General features: G+C 68.4%; 14 protein-coding genes. 3 read left to right on the top strand and 11 right to left on the bottom strand.

Annotated features, from left to right (window positions below):
• Positions 1-43: 43 nt before the first annotated feature.
• From ABD188_RS08295 to ABD188_RS08265, 7 genes are all read right to left on the bottom strand, one after another.
• Positions 44-640: a dihydrofolate reductase family protein gene (locus tag ABD188_RS08295; RefSeq protein WP_344060371.1), complete on the bottom strand. Its 597-nt coding sequence runs from the start codon at positions 638-640 to the stop codon at positions 44-46.
• A gap of 1 nt (position 641) precedes the next feature.
• Positions 642-1,127: an SRPBCC family protein gene (locus tag ABD188_RS08290; protein ID WP_344060368.1), complete on the bottom strand. Its 486-nt coding sequence runs from the start codon at positions 1,125-1,127 to the stop codon at positions 642-644.
• The gene (locus ABD188_RS08285; protein ID WP_344060365.1) at positions 1,124-1,516 is read right to left on the bottom strand and encodes an ArsR/SmtB family transcription factor; all 393 of its coding nucleotides are present in this window, start codon (positions 1,514-1,516) and stop codon (positions 1,124-1,126) included. The genes ABD188_RS08290 and ABD188_RS08285 overlap by 4 nt, the downstream gene beginning before the upstream one ends.
• A gap of 71 nt (positions 1,517-1,587) precedes the next feature.
• Positions 1,588-2,661 carry an SseB family protein gene (locus tag ABD188_RS08280; RefSeq protein WP_344060362.1) on the bottom strand — a complete coding sequence of 358 codons (1,074 nt, stop codon included), beginning with the start codon at positions 2,659-2,661 and terminating at the stop codon, positions 1,588-1,590.
• A gap of 52 nt (positions 2,662-2,713) precedes the next feature.
• Positions 2,714-4,639: a sunset domain-containing protein gene (locus ABD188_RS08275; protein ID WP_344060359.1), complete on the bottom strand. Its 1,926-nt coding sequence runs from the start codon at positions 4,637-4,639 to the stop codon at positions 2,714-2,716.
• 107 nt (positions 4,640-4,746) lie between these two features.
• Positions 4,747-7,224, bottom strand: coding sequence for an ATP-dependent helicase (locus ABD188_RS08270; RefSeq protein ID WP_344060356.1), 2,478 nt, complete (start codon positions 7,222-7,224; stop codon positions 4,747-4,749).
• A gap of 56 nt (positions 7,225-7,280) precedes the next feature.
• The gene (locus ABD188_RS08265) at positions 7,281-8,435 is read right to left on the bottom strand and encodes an NAD(P)/FAD-dependent oxidoreductase (protein ID WP_344060353.1); all 1,155 of its coding nucleotides are present in this window, start codon (positions 8,433-8,435) and stop codon (positions 7,281-7,283) included.
• A 94-nt stretch (positions 8,436-8,529) separates the two neighbouring features.
• Between ABD188_RS08265 and ABD188_RS08260 the strand changes: the two genes are divergently transcribed.
• Positions 8,530-8,943 (top strand): YccF domain-containing protein, encoded by a 414-nt coding sequence (locus ABD188_RS08260; RefSeq protein WP_344060350.1) that lies wholly within the window; start codon positions 8,530-8,532, stop codon positions 8,941-8,943.
• 73 nt (positions 8,944-9,016) lie between these two features.
• Here the strand turns inward: ABD188_RS08260 and ABD188_RS08255 are convergent, their stop codons facing one another.
• The 4 genes from ABD188_RS08255 to ABD188_RS08240 form a co-directional block, all read right to left on the bottom strand.
• Entirely contained in the window at positions 9,017-12,052 is a 3,036-nt protein-coding gene (locus ABD188_RS08255; RefSeq protein ID WP_344060347.1) for a hypothetical protein, read from the bottom strand.
• 98 nt (positions 12,053-12,150) lie between these two features.
• The gene (locus tag ABD188_RS08250) at positions 12,151-13,032 is read right to left on the bottom strand and encodes a CHAD domain-containing protein (RefSeq protein ID WP_344060344.1); all 882 of its coding nucleotides are present in this window, start codon (positions 13,030-13,032) and stop codon (positions 12,151-12,153) included.
• A gap of 149 nt (positions 13,033-13,181) precedes the next feature.
• On the bottom strand, positions 13,182-13,982 hold the full coding sequence (locus ABD188_RS08245; protein WP_344060341.1) for an ABC transporter permease: 801 nt from the start codon (positions 13,980-13,982) through the stop codon (positions 13,182-13,184).
• Positions 13,979-15,034 carry an ATP-binding cassette domain-containing protein gene (locus ABD188_RS08240; RefSeq protein ID WP_344060338.1) on the bottom strand — a complete coding sequence of 352 codons (1,056 nt, stop codon included), beginning with the start codon at positions 15,032-15,034 and terminating at the stop codon, positions 13,979-13,981. Before ABD188_RS08240 ends, ABD188_RS08245 begins: the two co-directional genes overlap by 4 nt.
• A 61-nt stretch (positions 15,035-15,095) precedes the next feature.
• On the opposite strand from ABD188_RS08240, the gene ABD188_RS08235 reads away from it, so the two are divergent.
• Both ABD188_RS08235 and ABD188_RS08230 read left to right on the top strand, forming a co-directional pair.
• Positions 15,096-16,100: a helix-turn-helix transcriptional regulator gene (locus ABD188_RS08235; RefSeq protein WP_344060335.1), complete on the top strand. Its 1,005-nt coding sequence runs from the start codon at positions 15,096-15,098 to the stop codon at positions 16,098-16,100.
• A 26-nt stretch (positions 16,101-16,126) separates the two neighbouring features.
• A complete protein-coding gene (locus ABD188_RS08230; protein WP_344060332.1) occupies positions 16,127-16,528 on the top strand; it encodes a hypothetical protein in 402 nt (133 codons plus the stop codon).
• Positions 16,529-16,555 lie beyond the last annotated feature (27 nt).

The raw sequence follows: 16,555 nt of genomic DNA, 5'->3' as shown, positions 1-16,555 counted from the left end.
GTTTAGCGGGGCTCGCCCACACCCCCGGCCCCAGATGCCGCCGTCACCGCAGTACCGGAAAGCGGAGGTGCGTCACGCGCGTCGAGGGGATGATGACCGTCGGGTCGCCGAGCTTGACCGCCCCGGGGGCGACATCCGCGAAGTACCGATGGCCGCTGCCGAGCACGACCGGCACGAGGTCGATCGCCACCTCATCGAGCAGGCCCGCCGCGAGCGCCTGGCCCGCCACCGTGCCGGCTGCGACGGCGACGGACTTGCCGTCGGCGAGCTCCTGAGCCTTGGCGATCGCGGCCTCGATGCCCTCGGTGACGAAGTGCGCGTTGCCGGTGGACGCGTACGCCCAGTCCGTGGGCACCTCGTGGGTGAGCACGACGAACGGGACGCCGATCGGATGCTCGCCCTTCCAGCCGTCGGTGATGTCGAACAGCATTCGCCCGACGACGAGGCAGCCGACCTCGCCGAGCCAGCCGGTCCAGTAGTCGGCGCTCTCGCGGGTCAGGTGGAAGGGCGGCAGGTCGCCGGCGTTCACCACCTCGACGTCGCCGGCGTCGTACCAGTCGAAGAGCGGCCCCGGGTCGTTGTTCGGATAGGCGACGAAGCCGTCGAGCGACGTCGAGGCCGACGAGACGACCGTCCCCATGTCAGCGCTCCGCGGCCAGGAGCTCGTCGAGCTTCTCATAGCCTTCGTTCATGCCCCGCTCCATGCCCTGGGCCATCATCATGTCGAGGACCTCGATGGTGGGGAAGACGGTGTGGTCGACGAGCCGAGACCGGCCGTCGGGCAGCGCTTCGAAGCGGATGACGTCGAGGCTGACGGCATCCGGAGCACCCTCGTACTCGAAGGTCTGGATGATGACCTCGTTCTCGCGCACGGTGTGGAACACCCCGCGGAAGCCATACGTCTCACCGTCCGCTTCACCCTGCTCGAAGCGGTATCCGCCTCCGGTGCGGAAGTCCCAGTGGGTGAGGCGCGTTTCGTACCCGCGGGGTCCGATCCACGCGCGGAACAGCTCGGGATCGGCGTGAGCGCGGAAGACCGCCTCGACGGGTGCTTCGAACTCTCGCGTGATGTCGGCATACGACTGACCGGGCGTGGCCTCGATGACGACGGGGTTCGTGGTGTTCATCGTGTTTCTCCTTCTCTTCGTGGTGACCCCGTCCCGGGGTCGTCGGTGATGCGAGGGGGTCCAGCCGCGGCCGCCGCGATGACGGCGTCGAGCCGGCGATACGCCGCCTCGGCTTCGAGGCGATAGCGGTCGATCCACGAGGTGAGTCGCTCGAGTGCGGCCGCGTCGAGATGAACGGGCTTGCGCTGCGCCTCGCGCGTCCGCCACACCAGGCCCGCGTCCTCGAGCACCGAGATGTGCTTCGACACGGCCTGGAGCGTGATGGCGAACGGCTCCGCGAGTTCGCCGAGCGTGGCGGAGCCCCGGCTCAAGCGAGCGATGATCGCCCGCCGGATCGGGTCTGCCAGCGCGGCAAAGGCCCGGTCGAGTGCCACATCCGTTTCGTTCATCAACTCATCCATTTATCAACCGTTGTGTTGATAAAGAGTAAGTCGAGTGGACCGCGCGCGTCAATACCCCATCAGGACGCGAGCAGCGGTGCGAGCTCGTCGCGGCTCAGGCGGATCCATGGCCCCCGCGGGTCGACCAGGACTCCGGAAAGACCCTCATCACTGCGCAGCGCTCCGGCGAGCTGAGCGGCGCTCAGCGGCGCAGCCTGATCGGAGCGGCCCATGACCACGACCTCGAGCGGATGGGAGTACACCTCGAGGTAGCGTGACCCGTCAGGGGCTCGGGCTTCGGCGATTCCGGGGCGTTCGCCCGCGGGCCCGCCCACCGCCACCCAGAGCGGCACCCGGGTGAGTGCCTCGGCCACTGCCGCGGCCGTCTCAGCCGTTCTCTGCTCGGCAAGGAGCGTCTTCACCGTGAGCGCTTCATCCGCCTTGTCCACGATCCGCTCGAGAATCTCGCGCGGCAGCGACGCGCGAGCCGGAGCGGATGACTGATCTAGGACGATGCCGTGATACGGCCCGCCGAGCACATGGCGGAGGATGGTGAGGATCGGCTGAGCCATAGCCGAAGTGTCGACGTCGCCGTCTGCTCTTACACTCGCCTGCAGCGCGGCGCCGCTGCTGTAAGCGAGAACGAAGTTGCGGTCGCCGAGTGACACGACCGCGAGCGGCAGGTCCTTGCCTGCCGCGAGCAGCTCCCGCGCATCGCCCTTCACCCGGAGGAAAAGGTGCCCCTGCAGCAGCTGCCGCGCGACATCCAACAGCTCCTGTGGCGACGGCGGGTCGCTCAGACTCGCGAGGGCCTCGTGAACCAGCACGTTGTCGCGCATACCGGGGATCGTCTCGGTCGGCGGGGGTGCGACCGATCGACCGGCCGCGCGGGTCCGAGACGGCTCGACGGCTGGCTCGACCGGCGCATGCGAACCGAGGCCGCGGAACGACGACATCGAGATGTCGACGGATGCCGCGGGCTCGGCTGCGACCTGCGGTTCCGGTGCCGGTTCCGGCGTCTCGTCCGCCGCCGGGATGGCCGCGTCCGGAGTCTGCTCGGTGAGCGCCGGTTCGGCGACGTCCGCGGCATCCGGTACGCCAGCGGGGACGGATTGCTGACGATCGGCCTTCGGGCGCCGAGAGAAGAGGGCCATCATCCGAGCCTATCCCGGAGCACTACCGCCCACCCGAGCATCCTCGGAGGCGCTAGACCTTGGCCTTGCGATAGCCTGCAGCCTGCGCTGCTCCCTCGGTCGAGAAGCATTCCTCGGGCTTGGTGCGGGTGTAGAAGCTCTGACCGGGCATGTGATAGATCATCGAACTCGCGTTGCCCTTGATCGGCGCCCACGACGGGCAGGTCCAGCTGTCGACCGGCGTGGTTCGAGACGGGTATGCCACTGCCCCGGTCGCCGCAGAGTTCCGCGAGATCGTCTGGTAGCCGCTCTTCTTGCCCGTCACGCGGACCGTGACCGACTTGCCCGCCTGCGAGCTCGTGAGCTTCAGCGTCGAGTGGGTCGCTCCCGAGATCGCGGCCCCGTTGGCGAACCACTGGTACGTGAATGCGGTTCCGGGTGTCCACGTTCCGGTACGTGCAGAGAGCGTCGAGCCGACGACCAGAAAGCCCGAGATGCTCGGTGCCGCCGTCAGTGCGACTCGCAGCGACTTCGCCGAGGTCTTGGCGAGCGTGCCGTAGCCGCTCTTCTTCCCGGTCACGGTCACCGTGATCTGCGTGTCGCGCTGGGCCGACGTGAGCACGACGGTCGAGCGTGTTGCGCCGGAGATCGCCGAACCATTCGCATACCAGCGGTAGGAGAATGTCGTTCCCGCAGTCCAGGTGCCCGGCTTGACGGCCAGGGTGCCACCGACCACGACGGTGCCCGAGATCGACGGCGTCGATGCTGCGGCTACCCGCGCCGTCGGTGCCGAGGTCACAGCCACCGAGGTGGTTCCCGCCTTGCCGCCGGTCACCTTGACGGCGATCTGCTTGTCGCGCTGGGTGGAAGCAGGCGTGAAGGTCGATTTGGTCGCGTTCTTGATCGCGACACCGTTGGCGAACCATTGGTAAGTGAAAGTCGTGTCTGCCGACCAGGCGCCCGGCTTCGCGGCGAGGACGAACCCGACACCCGGTGAGCCCGAGACGACCGGCTTGCTGAATCGCATGACCTTGAGTGTCGGCGCCGAGGTCTTCGCGACGGTCGCGTAGCGGGACTTCATGCCCGTCACTCGTACCGTGATCGCCTTGGAGTCCTGTGCGGATGTGGGGACGAAGCTGGACTTGGTCGCGCCGGTGATCGCGTCACCGTCAGCGAGCCACTGGTACGCGAAGACCGTGGAGGCGGTCCATGTCCCGGGTACCGCAGTCAGCGTCGCGCCGACACGGGCGATGCCCGTCACTCTGGGCGTTCCGGCCGTCGCGACCTTGGGCGTGGAGGCGGAGGGCTGGGTGAAGGGGCTGAAGCCATCCAGCGATCCGGTGACGGACACGGCAATCGATTTGCCGGCATACGCCGGTGCGATGAGGAACGTCGCCTGGTTCGCATCGAGCACCGCCGCGCCGTCGACGAGCCACTGGTAGGTGAATGTCGCTCCGTCTGTCCATGATCCGGGCACGGCCGTCAGCGTCTCGCCGACGATCAGTGTCCCGACCACCGTGGGAACCGCGGACTGGACCACCGGCGGAATCGCCGCTGCGAGGACCGCATCGACGTCGGTCCGCAGCTCGCCGTCGGTCAGCAAGATGGCGGACGCGCTGTCGAAGTCGGGAGCGTCATCCCACCACTCTCCGATGAGGCCCGCGGTGCCGTCGGTGGTGAACTCGACCTTGAAGTCACCCGCGGGCAGTCCGCTCAGGCTGTAGTCGCCGTTCTCATCCGTGACGCCGGCCCACGAGGGCGAGCTGCCCTCCGAGTCGGGCGCATCGACGGCGACCGCCGTCACGCCGACGTCGGCGACGCGCTCACCGGACTCGTCACTCACGGTCCCGGTGATGGCCCCGGAGCTCGTAGACACCACGTCGACCTGGTCCTCGGCGTGAGCCGGAACGCTCACGACCGCGGCTCCCGTCGCGACGAGGATGGCAGCGAGCAGACCGCCGACAAGGCGCGCGGACGCACCGCGAAGAACACGTGGCATGGATTTCCCCAAGATCGCGTGGAATGCCGGCTCCATGCCGTCCACGCCAGCCTCCATAGTGACAGCGTTCGCTGAGAGAATGCCGCTATCGGAGCGCTATACGTGCGCTATAGCTTCTCGATCGGCGCGATCTTGATCAGGAGCTTCTTCGCCCCCACCTTGTCGAAGCGGATGTGCGCAATGCGCTTCGCGCCCTCGCCGGTGACGGCATCCACTCGTCCCTCGCCGAAGTCGTCGTGACGGATGCGGTCGCCCGGCGCGAGCTCGAGGTCGCCGTTGTCGCGCACCTTCGCGGGAATGCGGTTGGCGAACTTCTCGATCGATGTGGACTTCGGCACGAGGTCGTCGCCGTACCTGCTCCCGGTCCCTGAGCCCGTCGAAGGGCCGAACCCTCCGCCGGGGCGCCGCGCGTTGAGGGCCCTGGGCTGCGTTCCGCCGCGCGAGTTCACGTCGCCGGGCGACTGCCGCCAGTGCAGCAGCTCGGGCGGGATCTCCTGCAGGAACCGGCTCGGCATCGCGACGGTCACCTCGCCGAACTGGGCGCGGGTCATCGCGAGAGAGAGGTACAGGCGCTTGCGTGCGCGCGTTATGCCCACGTAGAAGAGTCGCCGCTCCTCCTGCGGGCCGCCCGGCTCGCCCGCCGAGATCCGGTGCGGGATGAGGTCCTCCTCGACACCGGTGACGAAGACCGCGTCGTACTCGAGCCCCTTCGCGGTGTGCATCGTCATGAGCGACACCGAGCCGGACGCGTCCTCGAGGTCGTCGGCATCCGACACGAGCGCCACTTCGGCGAGGAAGTCGATCACGGTTCCCTCGGGGTTGTTGCGCGCGAACTCTCGCGCGACCGCGACGAGCTCGTCGAGGTTCTCGACGCGAGCCTCGTCCTGCGGGTCTCGGCTCGCGCGCAGCGCGTCTGTGTACCCGGTCTTGCCGAGCAGCAGCTGGAGTCCCTCCGCGACCGCGGTGGGTGGCGCCAGCTCGCCCGACGCGGGCAGCATCAGGTCGGTCGCCTGAGCCAGCACGGAGTCGAGGTGTGCGATCGCCGTCTGGATCTTGGGGCCGACGCTGAGCGCCGAAGAGTTCGCGAGGGCATCGCGGAAGGTGATCTGCTGATCCTGCGCGTATCGCGAGATCGTCTCGATCGTCACGTCGCCGATGCCGCGACGAGGCCTGTTGATGATGCGCCGCATCGCCATCTCGTCAGCGGGATTGGAGACGGCGACGAGGTAGGCCAGCGCATCCTTGATCTCGGCGCGCTCGTAGAACTTGGTGCCGCCCATGATCTTGTAGGGCACGGCCGAGCGGATGAAGATCTCTTCCAGTGCACGGGACTGCGAGTTGGTGCGATAGAACACCGCCATCTGCGAGTAGTCGATTCCGCCGCGACGCAGCGTGTCGACCTCGTCGGCGACGAACTGCGCCTCGTCGTGCTGCGAATAGCCGGTGAAGCCGATGATCTTTTCGCCGGCGCCGACATCCGTCCACAGCTTCTTGTCTTTGCGGTCGAAGTTGTGGCTGATCACCGCGTTGGCGGCGCTCAGGATGTTCTGGGTCGAGCGATAGTTCTGCTCGAGCATGACGACCTTCGCGCCCGTGTAGTCGCGCTCGAACTCGCTGATGTTGCGGATGTCGGCGCCACGGAAGGCGTAGATCGACTGGTCGGAGTCGCCGACGACGGTGAGGGATGCCGCATCCTCGGCCGACGGCTCCGGCTCGAAGATCATCATGCCGCCCGACGCTGCGATCGGCTGAGAGTCGGCGCCCGGCGGCCGCGTCAGCTCGTGGATGAGCGCGTACTGGGCGTGATTGGTGTCCTGGTACTCGTCGACGAGGATGTGGCGGAATCGTCGGCGGTAGACATCCGCGACCTGCGGGAACGCGCGGAACAGATACACCGTCTGCCCGATGAGGTCGTCGAAGTCGAAGGCGTTCGCCCGCTGCAGCTCGCGCTGATAGTCGTTGAACACGTCGACGAACACCCGCTCGGCGGGGTCGCTCATGTTCGCCTGACGGGCGTAGGACTCGGCATCGGCAAGCTCGTTCTTGAGCTTGGAGATACGGCCCTGCGTCGCCGCGGGAGTCAAGCCATAGGCATCCGCTTCGTGCTCTTTCACGAGTCGCTTGATGAGCGCCCGGGAGTCGCCGGAGTCGTAGATCGTGAACGACCGCGTGAAACCGAACTGCTCGGCCTCGCGACGCAGGATGCGCACGCATGCGGAGTGGAAGGTCGAGATCCACATGCCCTGGGAGCTGTCGCCGACCAGCTGCTGGACGCGCTCGCGCATCTCGCCGGCCGCCTTGTTGGTGAACGTGATCGCGAGGATCTGGCTCGGCCAGGCCTCTTTGTTGCGCAGCAGGCTCGCGATGCGCCGAGTGAGCACACTCGTCTTGCCCGAGCCGGCGCCGGCCACGATGAGCAGCGCCTGCCCTCGGTAGGTGACGGCCTCACGCTGCGGCTGGTTGAGGCCGGCGAGCAGATCCTCGTCAGGGCGCGGGCCAGCCGCTGGTGCGGTCGAGCCGGCACCGAGGCTGGGCTGGGGTCCGCGATCTCGGCCGACGATGATGGGCGTTTGGGCGTCGGTCATGGCCCGTCAAGTCTAGGCGCGCGGCCAGACACCCGCCCCGCCGCCCACCCGCCGCTTCACTCCGCGACGGCAGCGGCCCAGTCACGGTCGAACCAGCGCCGGATCCGCGAGACGCCGAACTCGTGCTTCTGCGCGGCGAGGTCGAGTGAGGGCCCCTCGAACGAGCCGCGGGGTCGGCCGTCGAAGAAGGCCACCTCCACGATGCCGATCTCGTCACCGCCGAATTCGACGTAGCAGACGCCGCGTCCGTCGTAGAGCGAGTCCTCCGAATCGCCCCGCACCCGCGCCGCGATGCGTCGCGCCGCGGTCGCCGCCTGACGCTCGGCGAACACCCCGGCGCGCGGCGTCCCGACGGCGGCACAGTCCCCCACCGCGTATACGTCCGGCCACGACGTCTCGAGCGTTCGCGAGTCGACGGGTATCCACCCGTCGACGGTCAGCCCGGCGGACTCGATCACCGCGGGCACGCGATGCACAGGCACGCCGAGGTACAGATCGAACGGCAGGGTCGAACCGTCGCCGAGGTGTGCGACGCGTTCGTCGGCATCCAGCGATCGGACGCTCGTGTCGGGGTGCCATGCGATGTCGCGTTCCTCGAAGGTCGCGAGCAGCGCCGACGACGCGTCGGGTGACGGCGGAATCGGCCGAGGGAACGGCATCACGAGCGAGATCGTGGACGAGTCGCGGATGCCGCGATCCCGCAGCATCGCGTCGAGCATCAGCGCCGTCTCGCTCGGCGCCGGCGGGCACTTGAACGGTCCCGAGGTGATCCCGATGACGACATCCCCGCCCTCGAACGACGCGAGGATGTCGCGCAGCGCGAATGCGCCTGCCTCGCTGTAGAACTCATGACCCGCTTCGGCCAGCCCCGGGGTACCGGAGATGTCGTAGTCGGCCCCGAGGGCGATCACCAGGAAGTCGCCGTCGAACGCGCCGCCCGTCGTCTCGACATGCTTGGCCACGGCGTCGATCGCGGTGATCTCGGCTCGCACGAAGGTCACGCCGGGCTTGGCGATGTCGGAGTAACGGTGCAGGACCCGATCGGCAGACGTTCGCGCGAACATCACGTCGAGCTTCGAGAAACCGAAGACGAAGCCCTCGGTGCTGTCGATCAGAACGATCTCCAGATCGCCGTCGAATTCCTCGGCGAGGATGCTCGTCGCCTCGAGCCCGCCGAAACCGGCACCGAGCACCAAGACACGCTTCGACATACCGGCATCCCTCTCGTCCCCAGGCCAAGCCTGGGCTCACTCTAGACCTGCCCCTCCGGGCTCACGCTCAGGAGCGTCCTGCGAGACTGGGCTCGTGCGCACGCTTCTCAACATCATCTGGCTGATCTTCGCGGGCTTCTGGCTGTTCGTCGGCTACATGCTCACCGGCGTCGTGCTGTGCATCCTGATCCTCACGATCCCGTGGGGCATCGCGTCGTTCCGCATCGGCCTGTACTCGCTGTGGCCCTTCGGGCGTCAGGTCGTCGCGAAGCCCACTGCAGGCGTCGGCTCGTTCCTCGGCAACGTCGTCTGGGTGATCCTCGCCGGCTGGTGGCTCGCGATCGCGCACATCGTGTCCGGCATCGCGCTGTGCATCACGATCATCGGCATCCCCCTCGGCATCGCCGACTTCAAGCTCGTGCCGGTCTCGCTGATGCCGCTCGGCAAGGAGATCGTCTCGACCCGGCAGGGCGCGTTCGACCAGGCCATGGCCAAGCGCGGCGTCTAGCGCCGCCGGACGCTTCGACAGGCCCAGCGACCGGCGGGCGGCAGCGGTCCCTGAGCTTGTCGAAGGGAGCGAGTCAAGCCGCGGCGGGTCGCCGCCAGCGCACGGCGAGGATGAAGCCGACCGCCGCGAGCACCACGCCGAAGACCGCAGCCCAGAGCGCGGTGTCGGCAGGAATGTCGAGATAGACCGTGATGCCGAGGATGCGGGCGAGGCCCCACGGCAGCAATCCCATCTGGTCGTTCCACAGCGAGAGGGCGGTCTCGAGACCGATCGCGGAGATGATCGCGGCCGGAATGGCGAGCGCGAGCCCGACGGCCGCCAGCACCATGCCCGTGGCGCGGCGCCTGCCGACCTGACCTGCGAGCGCCCAGCCCGCGGCGACGAACAGCCAGACGAACAGCGCGAACGCGATCGAGATGTAGACGGTGCGCGCCGCGGGCTCGGTCCAGAACGAGAACCAGTACCCGCCCGGACCCGTGAATGAGAGTGCGAACAGAGCCACGATGCAGCGCAGCACGATCACTCCGGCGACGGCAGCGATCACGGGCCACGGTGAACGGCGCCTCACCAGCAGCCGCACCGCGACGACGAAGATGAGCCATGCTCCGAGCACGATCACGAGGTGGGCCCACGAGACGAGGGATGTCTGCACCGCGCGCGTTGCGACGAGAAGTGCCGCGGGCACCCCGAGCATGAGCCAGCGGTCGAGCGGCAGCATCCCGAGCGTGGACTCGCTCGCCCGCCACGGTCGGGTCGATGCGAGCCAGGATGCCCGCGCGGCGGCCGCGCCCGGCCGGCGGACGAGCCGGGTGCGCGAAGCGAGCATTCCGATCAGGAGCCATGCGGCGGCGAGCAGCAGCAGCGCCCTCGCGATCCACGCCATCGCGAGGTCGCGATCGGCCCGTTGCACGCCGAGCGCCGCGGCGGTCAGGTTGTAGGCCGGGTAGTCGATGTCGCCCTCGTAGCGCTCGATGTGCGCCGCGGCGAGCACTTCGAACTCGTCGCGAGCGCTGGACCACGCGTCGTACGACGCGGGCGCCAGCGTGTCGTGCCACTGACCCTGGTAGAGGATCATCTCGCGGTAGGCCGCCAGCATCCGCAGCACATCGGCCTCGTAGTCGAGGGTGCCGAGGAGCGCCTCGCGTAGTGATGCGTCGCGCCATGTCGCCGCATCCGTAGACGACACCTTCTCGCGCATCTCGTCAACGGTGGCGACGGCCCGCTCGCCGCCGGCGATCGCCTCTTCGATGTGGCCGTAGGTGGCGTCGCGCGAGATGGCGTAGAGGACGTCGAGCACAGCCGAGTCGCCGGTGAGGATGTCCCACTCGAAGATCCACATCATGGGCGGCGGCTCGAGGCCGATCGCGAACACGCGCTGCTCGGCGAAGGGCTGGATGTACATTCCCTGCTCGATCGCATCGCGCGAGAGGTCCATCGCCTCGACGATCGCGGCGGCAGTCGCTGGATCGTCCGTGAACCACTGCCGCGCCCATCCGGCGGTCACGTCGGCGACGTCCGTTTCCGGATCGCGGGCGAGCGCCGCGGCGACGACGGTGTCGAGTTCGTACAGCTGCCAGAATCCGGCCTTCAGGTACAGCGTCATCGGTCCCGCGCGCCACGGGCCGCCGTCCTGCGTCCAGGTCCAGATGCCTTCGATGTTGTCATTGGCGGCAAGCAGCTTCTGCAGCGCAAACTGGTACTCGCGGCCGAGGTCATTCGGGAACGCCCCGAAGTTCTCGAACTCGCGGCGACTCTGGAACTCGACGATCCGTCGCTGGGCGCCCTGCTCGAGCGTGTCATTCAGCGGCAGCCAGCTGTAGAAGTCACCGAGCGTGTACTTCGTCGACACGATCAGCGCCGGCGAATCGATGCCGCCGAGCACCGCCTCGTACGAGGCAGGGCTGGTGTGCATGTCGCCGACAGCGCCCACGCCGACGCTCCAGGTGCGGAAGATCACCTCGTGGTCGGTGGCCTCGGCCTGGGCACTCAGAGTCCCGAGCATCGCCCGCACCGCCGCGGGAGTGGTCACGGCGAGCTGCGAGTAGTAGTCCCAACCGTCGACGTCGTACACGCGGCCCGCTTCGCCGATGCGGATGAGGATGCCGTCGAGCGCCGGCTCGGCGGCGTAGAGCTCGTCGAGGCCAGCCGCATACACATCCCACAGCGCCGGATCCTCGGTGTCGAGTGAGCCGAACCGGTCGGTGAGATAGGCCTCGAGCGGCGTCGTGAGGGTGAGCATGTCGGTGCGGAGGAACACGTCCATGCCGAGTTCGTCGGCGTGGTCCCAGAACGGCCCGAAAGCGTCGCGGAGCGCGATCGCCTGAGCCCGATGCTCATCGCCCGCGGTGTAGACCACACCGTCGGCGACCTCGTCGAATGCCACGAACTCGACGAAGCCCGGGAACGCGAGCGCGTTGTAGCCGTTGGCGAGGGAGTGCTTGACGAACTCGTCGAAGTCGACGTATGCGTCAGAGAGGGCCTGCTCGTCGATGTACGGCGCGTCCGGCAGCAGCACCTGCGCGAACGCCTTCGACGCGTGCGAGTAGTCCGTGCCGGGCTCCCACGCGGCAGGGTCGGGCTCGACTCCGACGGCACCCATGTCGACCATGCGGAACGGGAGCCTCGATGTCACCTCTTCGCCAAGGTGCTCGGCGACCGAGCGACCGGTTCGCACCTGCGCGGCCAGATCGTAGATCCCGCGTACCGCACCCGCGACGTCGGGCGCCTCGATCTGCAGGGCGCCCGCCGTGCCGGTGAGCCGGTACGACTCGTCCTCGCGACCGCTCGTCGGCGGGGAGGGGCTGCCGCTGATCGAGACGGTGAGCGAGGTCTCGCCCTCCCTCTCGAAAGCCGTTGCCGTGGCATCGAGCAGGCTGTCGATGGCGGCGTCGAATCGCGGGCCGGCCGGAACGTCGACGGCGGTGAACACGGGTGCCGGGACTGCGGCGCCGATGGCCGGAACCGTCGGCGGCGCCGGATCCATCTGCGTCGCGGGTTCGGTGCGGATGCCGAGCGCATCTCCCACGACGACTCCGACGCCGGCGCCGAGCGCCAGCAGCACCACGGCGGTGACGATGGCGAGGATGCCACGCCTCGCCGCCGTCGTCATGGACTCACGTTAGCGGCTCGCGCGAAACGCCTCGGGCCGAGGAGGAGGGCCTGTGGACGAAGCGGATGTCGCTCCCGCCGTCGCAGGCGATCACCGTGTCAGATCGATGCCTTGGCCTTGCGGACGGCGGTCAGCGCACTGCGGAGGTGGTCGAGCTCGTCGTGCGCGCGCTCCCGCGACCGGGCGATCAATCGGTCATACGGCTCCACCCGTTCGCCGGCGTGTCCCGCGAGCACGCGAGCGTGTTCGAGCCGGTCTATGAAGATCAGCTCGTCGCGGTGATCCCCGAGCACGCCGTGGACCTTCTCGCCGGCGGCAGCCAACTCGGCGTACTCGGTGCCGAACGTATCGGGCGCGACGTGGTGCAGCGCCTCCGCCACGTAGCGCAGTCGCCGACCGGCCTTGCGAACCGCGTGGAGCGACTCGATCGACCCGTCGCTGCGCTTCGCGGCTCGCCGCACCCGCCGCGCCTCCTTGCGAGCGACTCTGCTCAGGGTGTCGGCAGCGCCATCGACGTCGGAGGTGAACGGTGGTTCCGTGACGAACGCTTCGAGCTCGGTCATCCGGGCGCCCGATCGCGGGAGGTCGTGAAGTTCGCAGAGCCGCGCGTGGGCGCGTGAGTACTCCTCGCGTTCGTCGTCGACGAGCCGACGGGTGAGGTCTTCGTCCTCGATCTCGAGGTCGATCATCGCGGTCGTCGCGACATCCACTCGCACCTCGACATCGCGCACCACGCCCAGCTGGGTCCCCCACTCGGCGAACTCCACCCGCAGCCGCTGCGCGGCCGACCCATCGAGGTACCCGTGAAATGCCGCCAGCAGGCTGCGAAGGCGCCGTACGCTGGTCCGGTGCTCGTGCACTCCGTCGGGGGCATCGGCGATCGCTGCCGACTCTGTGGCGATCAATCGGTCCGCGCTCGCGCGGAAGATCGAGCGGATGACGTCCTCGGCTGTCGACGGGTCGGGCGCGGCATCCGTCATATCGTCACCGTCGACATGGATTCCGCCTCACTCGAAGGGGTTTCCCCGGTCGGCTCGCTGGTCACTCTAGCCACACCGTGCCCACCACGCACCATGTTGCGCAGAAGCGCGGGTCCGCCGACGTCGGACCCGCGCTTCAACGACCCTTCTCAGCTGCTCTTGCGTATGGCTCTCACACCGGCCCAGAGACCGATCGCGGCAAGGATGATCGCCGAGAACCATCCCCACAGCACGTTCACGGAGCCGAGATCGCCCGCGAACAGCGCTCGCTCCGCCTGTACGACCCAATTGACCGGGTTGACGGTGGCGATCGCCCGCATCCACGGGGGCCCGTCGTCGAGCGGCAGCAGCATGCCCGACAGGATCAGCAGCGGGAAGATCAGGGTCTGCTGCACGCCCCAGAAGAGCCATTCGCGATCCTTCGTCTTCAGCGCCAGCGTGTACGACAGCGAACCCAGGCCGACGCCGAACACCGCCAGCAAAGCCAGACCGATGACAAGCCCCGGACCGTTGATCGTGAAGCCGAACGGCCAGGCGATGAGCACGATGATGAGCGACTGCACGACGATGGGCGCGATCTCCTTGAGCGCGCGGCCGACGAGCAGGGACGAGCGCGCGAGCGGTGCCACCAGCGTCCGCTCATGCGAGCCGGTCATCATCTCGTACTGCAGGTTCGACCCGGTCGCCCCCGTGCCGAACAGGACGATCATGACGAGCACGCCGGGCACGAACCACTGCAGGGTCTCACCGACCGGCAGGCCAGACGACCCGATCAGCAGCGGAGCGAACAGGCCGAGGAAGACGAGCGGCTGCACGAGGCTGAAGATCAGCGTGAACGGATCGCGCACGACCGGCTTGAGCTCGCGCGTGAGCACGTTCCAGGTGTCGCGCGCCGGGTTGGCGCGGACCGCGGTGTCGGGGCGCACGGCGCCCGGGGTCGTGGTGGTCATCGGTTCACTCCCGTCGTCTCGGATGCCGCGGCATCCCGCTCTTGCACTGCCTCGCCCGTGCCGTCCTCTTCGCCGGGCACATCCTCTCCCGCCTCGCGCAGGGTGCGCCCGGTCAACGCCAGGAACACGTCGTCGAGCGTGGGCGGAACACCCGTCGCACGCGCGACCGTGACTCCCTGCGCGTCCAGCGCCCGCACCGCCGCGGGCAGCAGCGCTTCGCCATCGGGCGCCGTGACGGTGATGGATGCCGCATCCGCCCGCTGCACCGGACGATCCGTGAGACCCTGCACGACCGCAACCGCGCGATCGGCATCCGGCTCCGATGCGAAGCCGAGCGTCAGCACATCGCCGGCGAGCTCGGCCTTGAGGTTGGCCGCGGTGTCGTCGGCGATGACCCGACCCTTGTCCATCACCATGACACGCTCGGCGTAGCGGTCGGCCTCTTCGAGGTAGTGGGTCGTGAGGAACACCGTCGTGCCGTGCTGCGCACGCAGGTCGAGGATGTGCTGCCACAGGTTCGCCCGACTCTGCGGATCGAGGCCGGTCGACGGCTCATCGAGGAACAGCAGCGGCGGGGCATGCATCAGGCCGAGGGCGACATCCAATCGTCTCTTCTGGCCGCCGCTCAGCTGCTGCACCGTCCGGGTCGCGAAGCTCTCGAGGCCGAGCGACTCGATCAGCTCGTCGGCGCGCTGCCGCGCTGCGCCTCGGGGCATGCCGTAGAACGCGCCCTGGCTGATCAGCTCGTCGCGGGTGCGCTGCGAGAAGCTGCCGCTCGTGAGCTGTCCGACATAGCCGATGCGAGCGCGCACGTCGGCAGGATCGCGCAGGATGTCGTGGCCCACGACGCGGGCCGTCCCCGAGGCGGGCGGGATGAGGGTCGTGAGCATGCGCAGGCTCGTCGACTTTCCCGCCCCATTGGGGCCGAGGAAGGCCACGAGTTCGCCACGCGCGACCTGGAACGTGAGATCGGTGACCGCGTCCACGGTCTTCTTCTTCACGGTGAATCGCTTGGTGAGTCCCTCTGCTTGGATGATCGATTCGTTCGCCATGCATCGAAGGTAGAATCCTTTGCGGACAGTTTCGGTCCTCAATGTGCGACAGAATCGACGCATGTCCGATACCACGACGCGAGCGCTCTCGCTCCTCAACCTGCTGCAGACGCACCGGCACTGGCCGGGCTCCGAGCTCGCCGACCGGCTCGGGGTGACCGAGCGGACGGTGCGGCGCGATGTCGAGCGGCTGCGCGAACTGGGCTATCGCATCGAGTCCTCGCCCGGGGCGTCCGGGGGGTACCGTCTCGAGGCCGGAAGCGCCGTGCCCCCGCTGCTGCTCACGGACGAAGAGGCCGTCGCCATGGCCATCGGGCTGCGCGTAGCGGCCGCGCAGCGTCTGATCGGCGGGCCCGAGACGACGCTCACCGCTCTCGCGAAACTCGAACAGGTCCTTCCCGCCGAGCTGCGGCGTCGAGTCAACGCACTCGCCGAGACTGTGCAGCCGACCGGATTCGGGCAGGGCTCCCCCGTCTCGCCCGAGATCCTCGGCGAGCTGGCGCTCGCCTGCCGCGATCGTGAGCGCGTGCGCTTCGCGTACGTGGCGGCATCCGGCGAGGAGTCCCGTCGACGGGTCGAGCCCTACGCCCTCGCACCCGCCGATCGGCACTGGTACCTGGTGTGCTGGGACCTCGACCGCGACGATTGGCGCACGTTTCGCGTCGATCGCCTCGCGGACGTTTTCCACACCCGCGTGAGCTTCGAGCCGCGGCCGCTCACGCCCGAGCAGGTCGAAGAGTTCATCCTCGTGGCGCGGTCGTGGGTGCGGCAGAAGGTCGAGACGGATGTCGTCATGGACATGCCGATCGATCCGATGCGCGAGTACTTCGGGCAGTGGGGGCAGGGCGCGACGTCGGAGGGCGCCGATCGAACGCGGTGGTCCGTCGGCGGTGCCGACTTCCGCGAGACGATGTTCGGGATGACCTACATTCCGCCCGGCGTCGAGTACGCGACCGACCTCGCCGAGCCGGAGCGATCCGAGCTGCGCGAAGTCGTCGAGCGGATGCTGCGCGCCCTTGCTTCGCCGCCGCCGATCTCTCGGTCAACTCGAAGCCCGGCCGCCTAGTGTGACCGTGACCCGAGGAGCGTGACATGGCTCGAACTCTCATCGCCGCCGGCGCGCTCCTGCTGCTTTCGCTCACCGCGTGTTCAGGAGCCCCCATGGCCGATTCGACCCAGCCGACGTCCAGCCGTCCCCCGTTTCAGACGACAACGCCAGGGCCGGTCACCACACCGGGAGTTCCCGCCGAAGTGCCCACCATGCGCTGGGATGCGATCGTGGCGGATCTGTCCGAGCGAGGCGTGATGGGCACACCCGAACTCGTCGAGGCACGCGCGGTCACGTGGAACAGCAGCGCGCTGGGGTGCCCGAAGCCGGGGATGTCGTATACGCAGGCGCTGGTCGATGGGATGCAGGTAATCGTGACCGTCGACGGCGCACGCTACGACTACCGCTTCGGCAGGACCGACTCACCCAAGCTCTGCGAACGCTGAGCGCTGAGCGCTGACGACGGCTTCCTT

It is taken from the genome of Microbacterium pumilum (genome assembly GCF_039530225.1).
GTDB classification, from domain to species: domain Bacteria; phylum Actinomycetota; class Actinomycetes; order Actinomycetales; family Microbacteriaceae; genus Microbacterium; species Microbacterium pumilum.
Note: the sequence above shows the minus strand (reverse complement) of the source record. Positions and strands in the feature narration are given on the sequence as shown.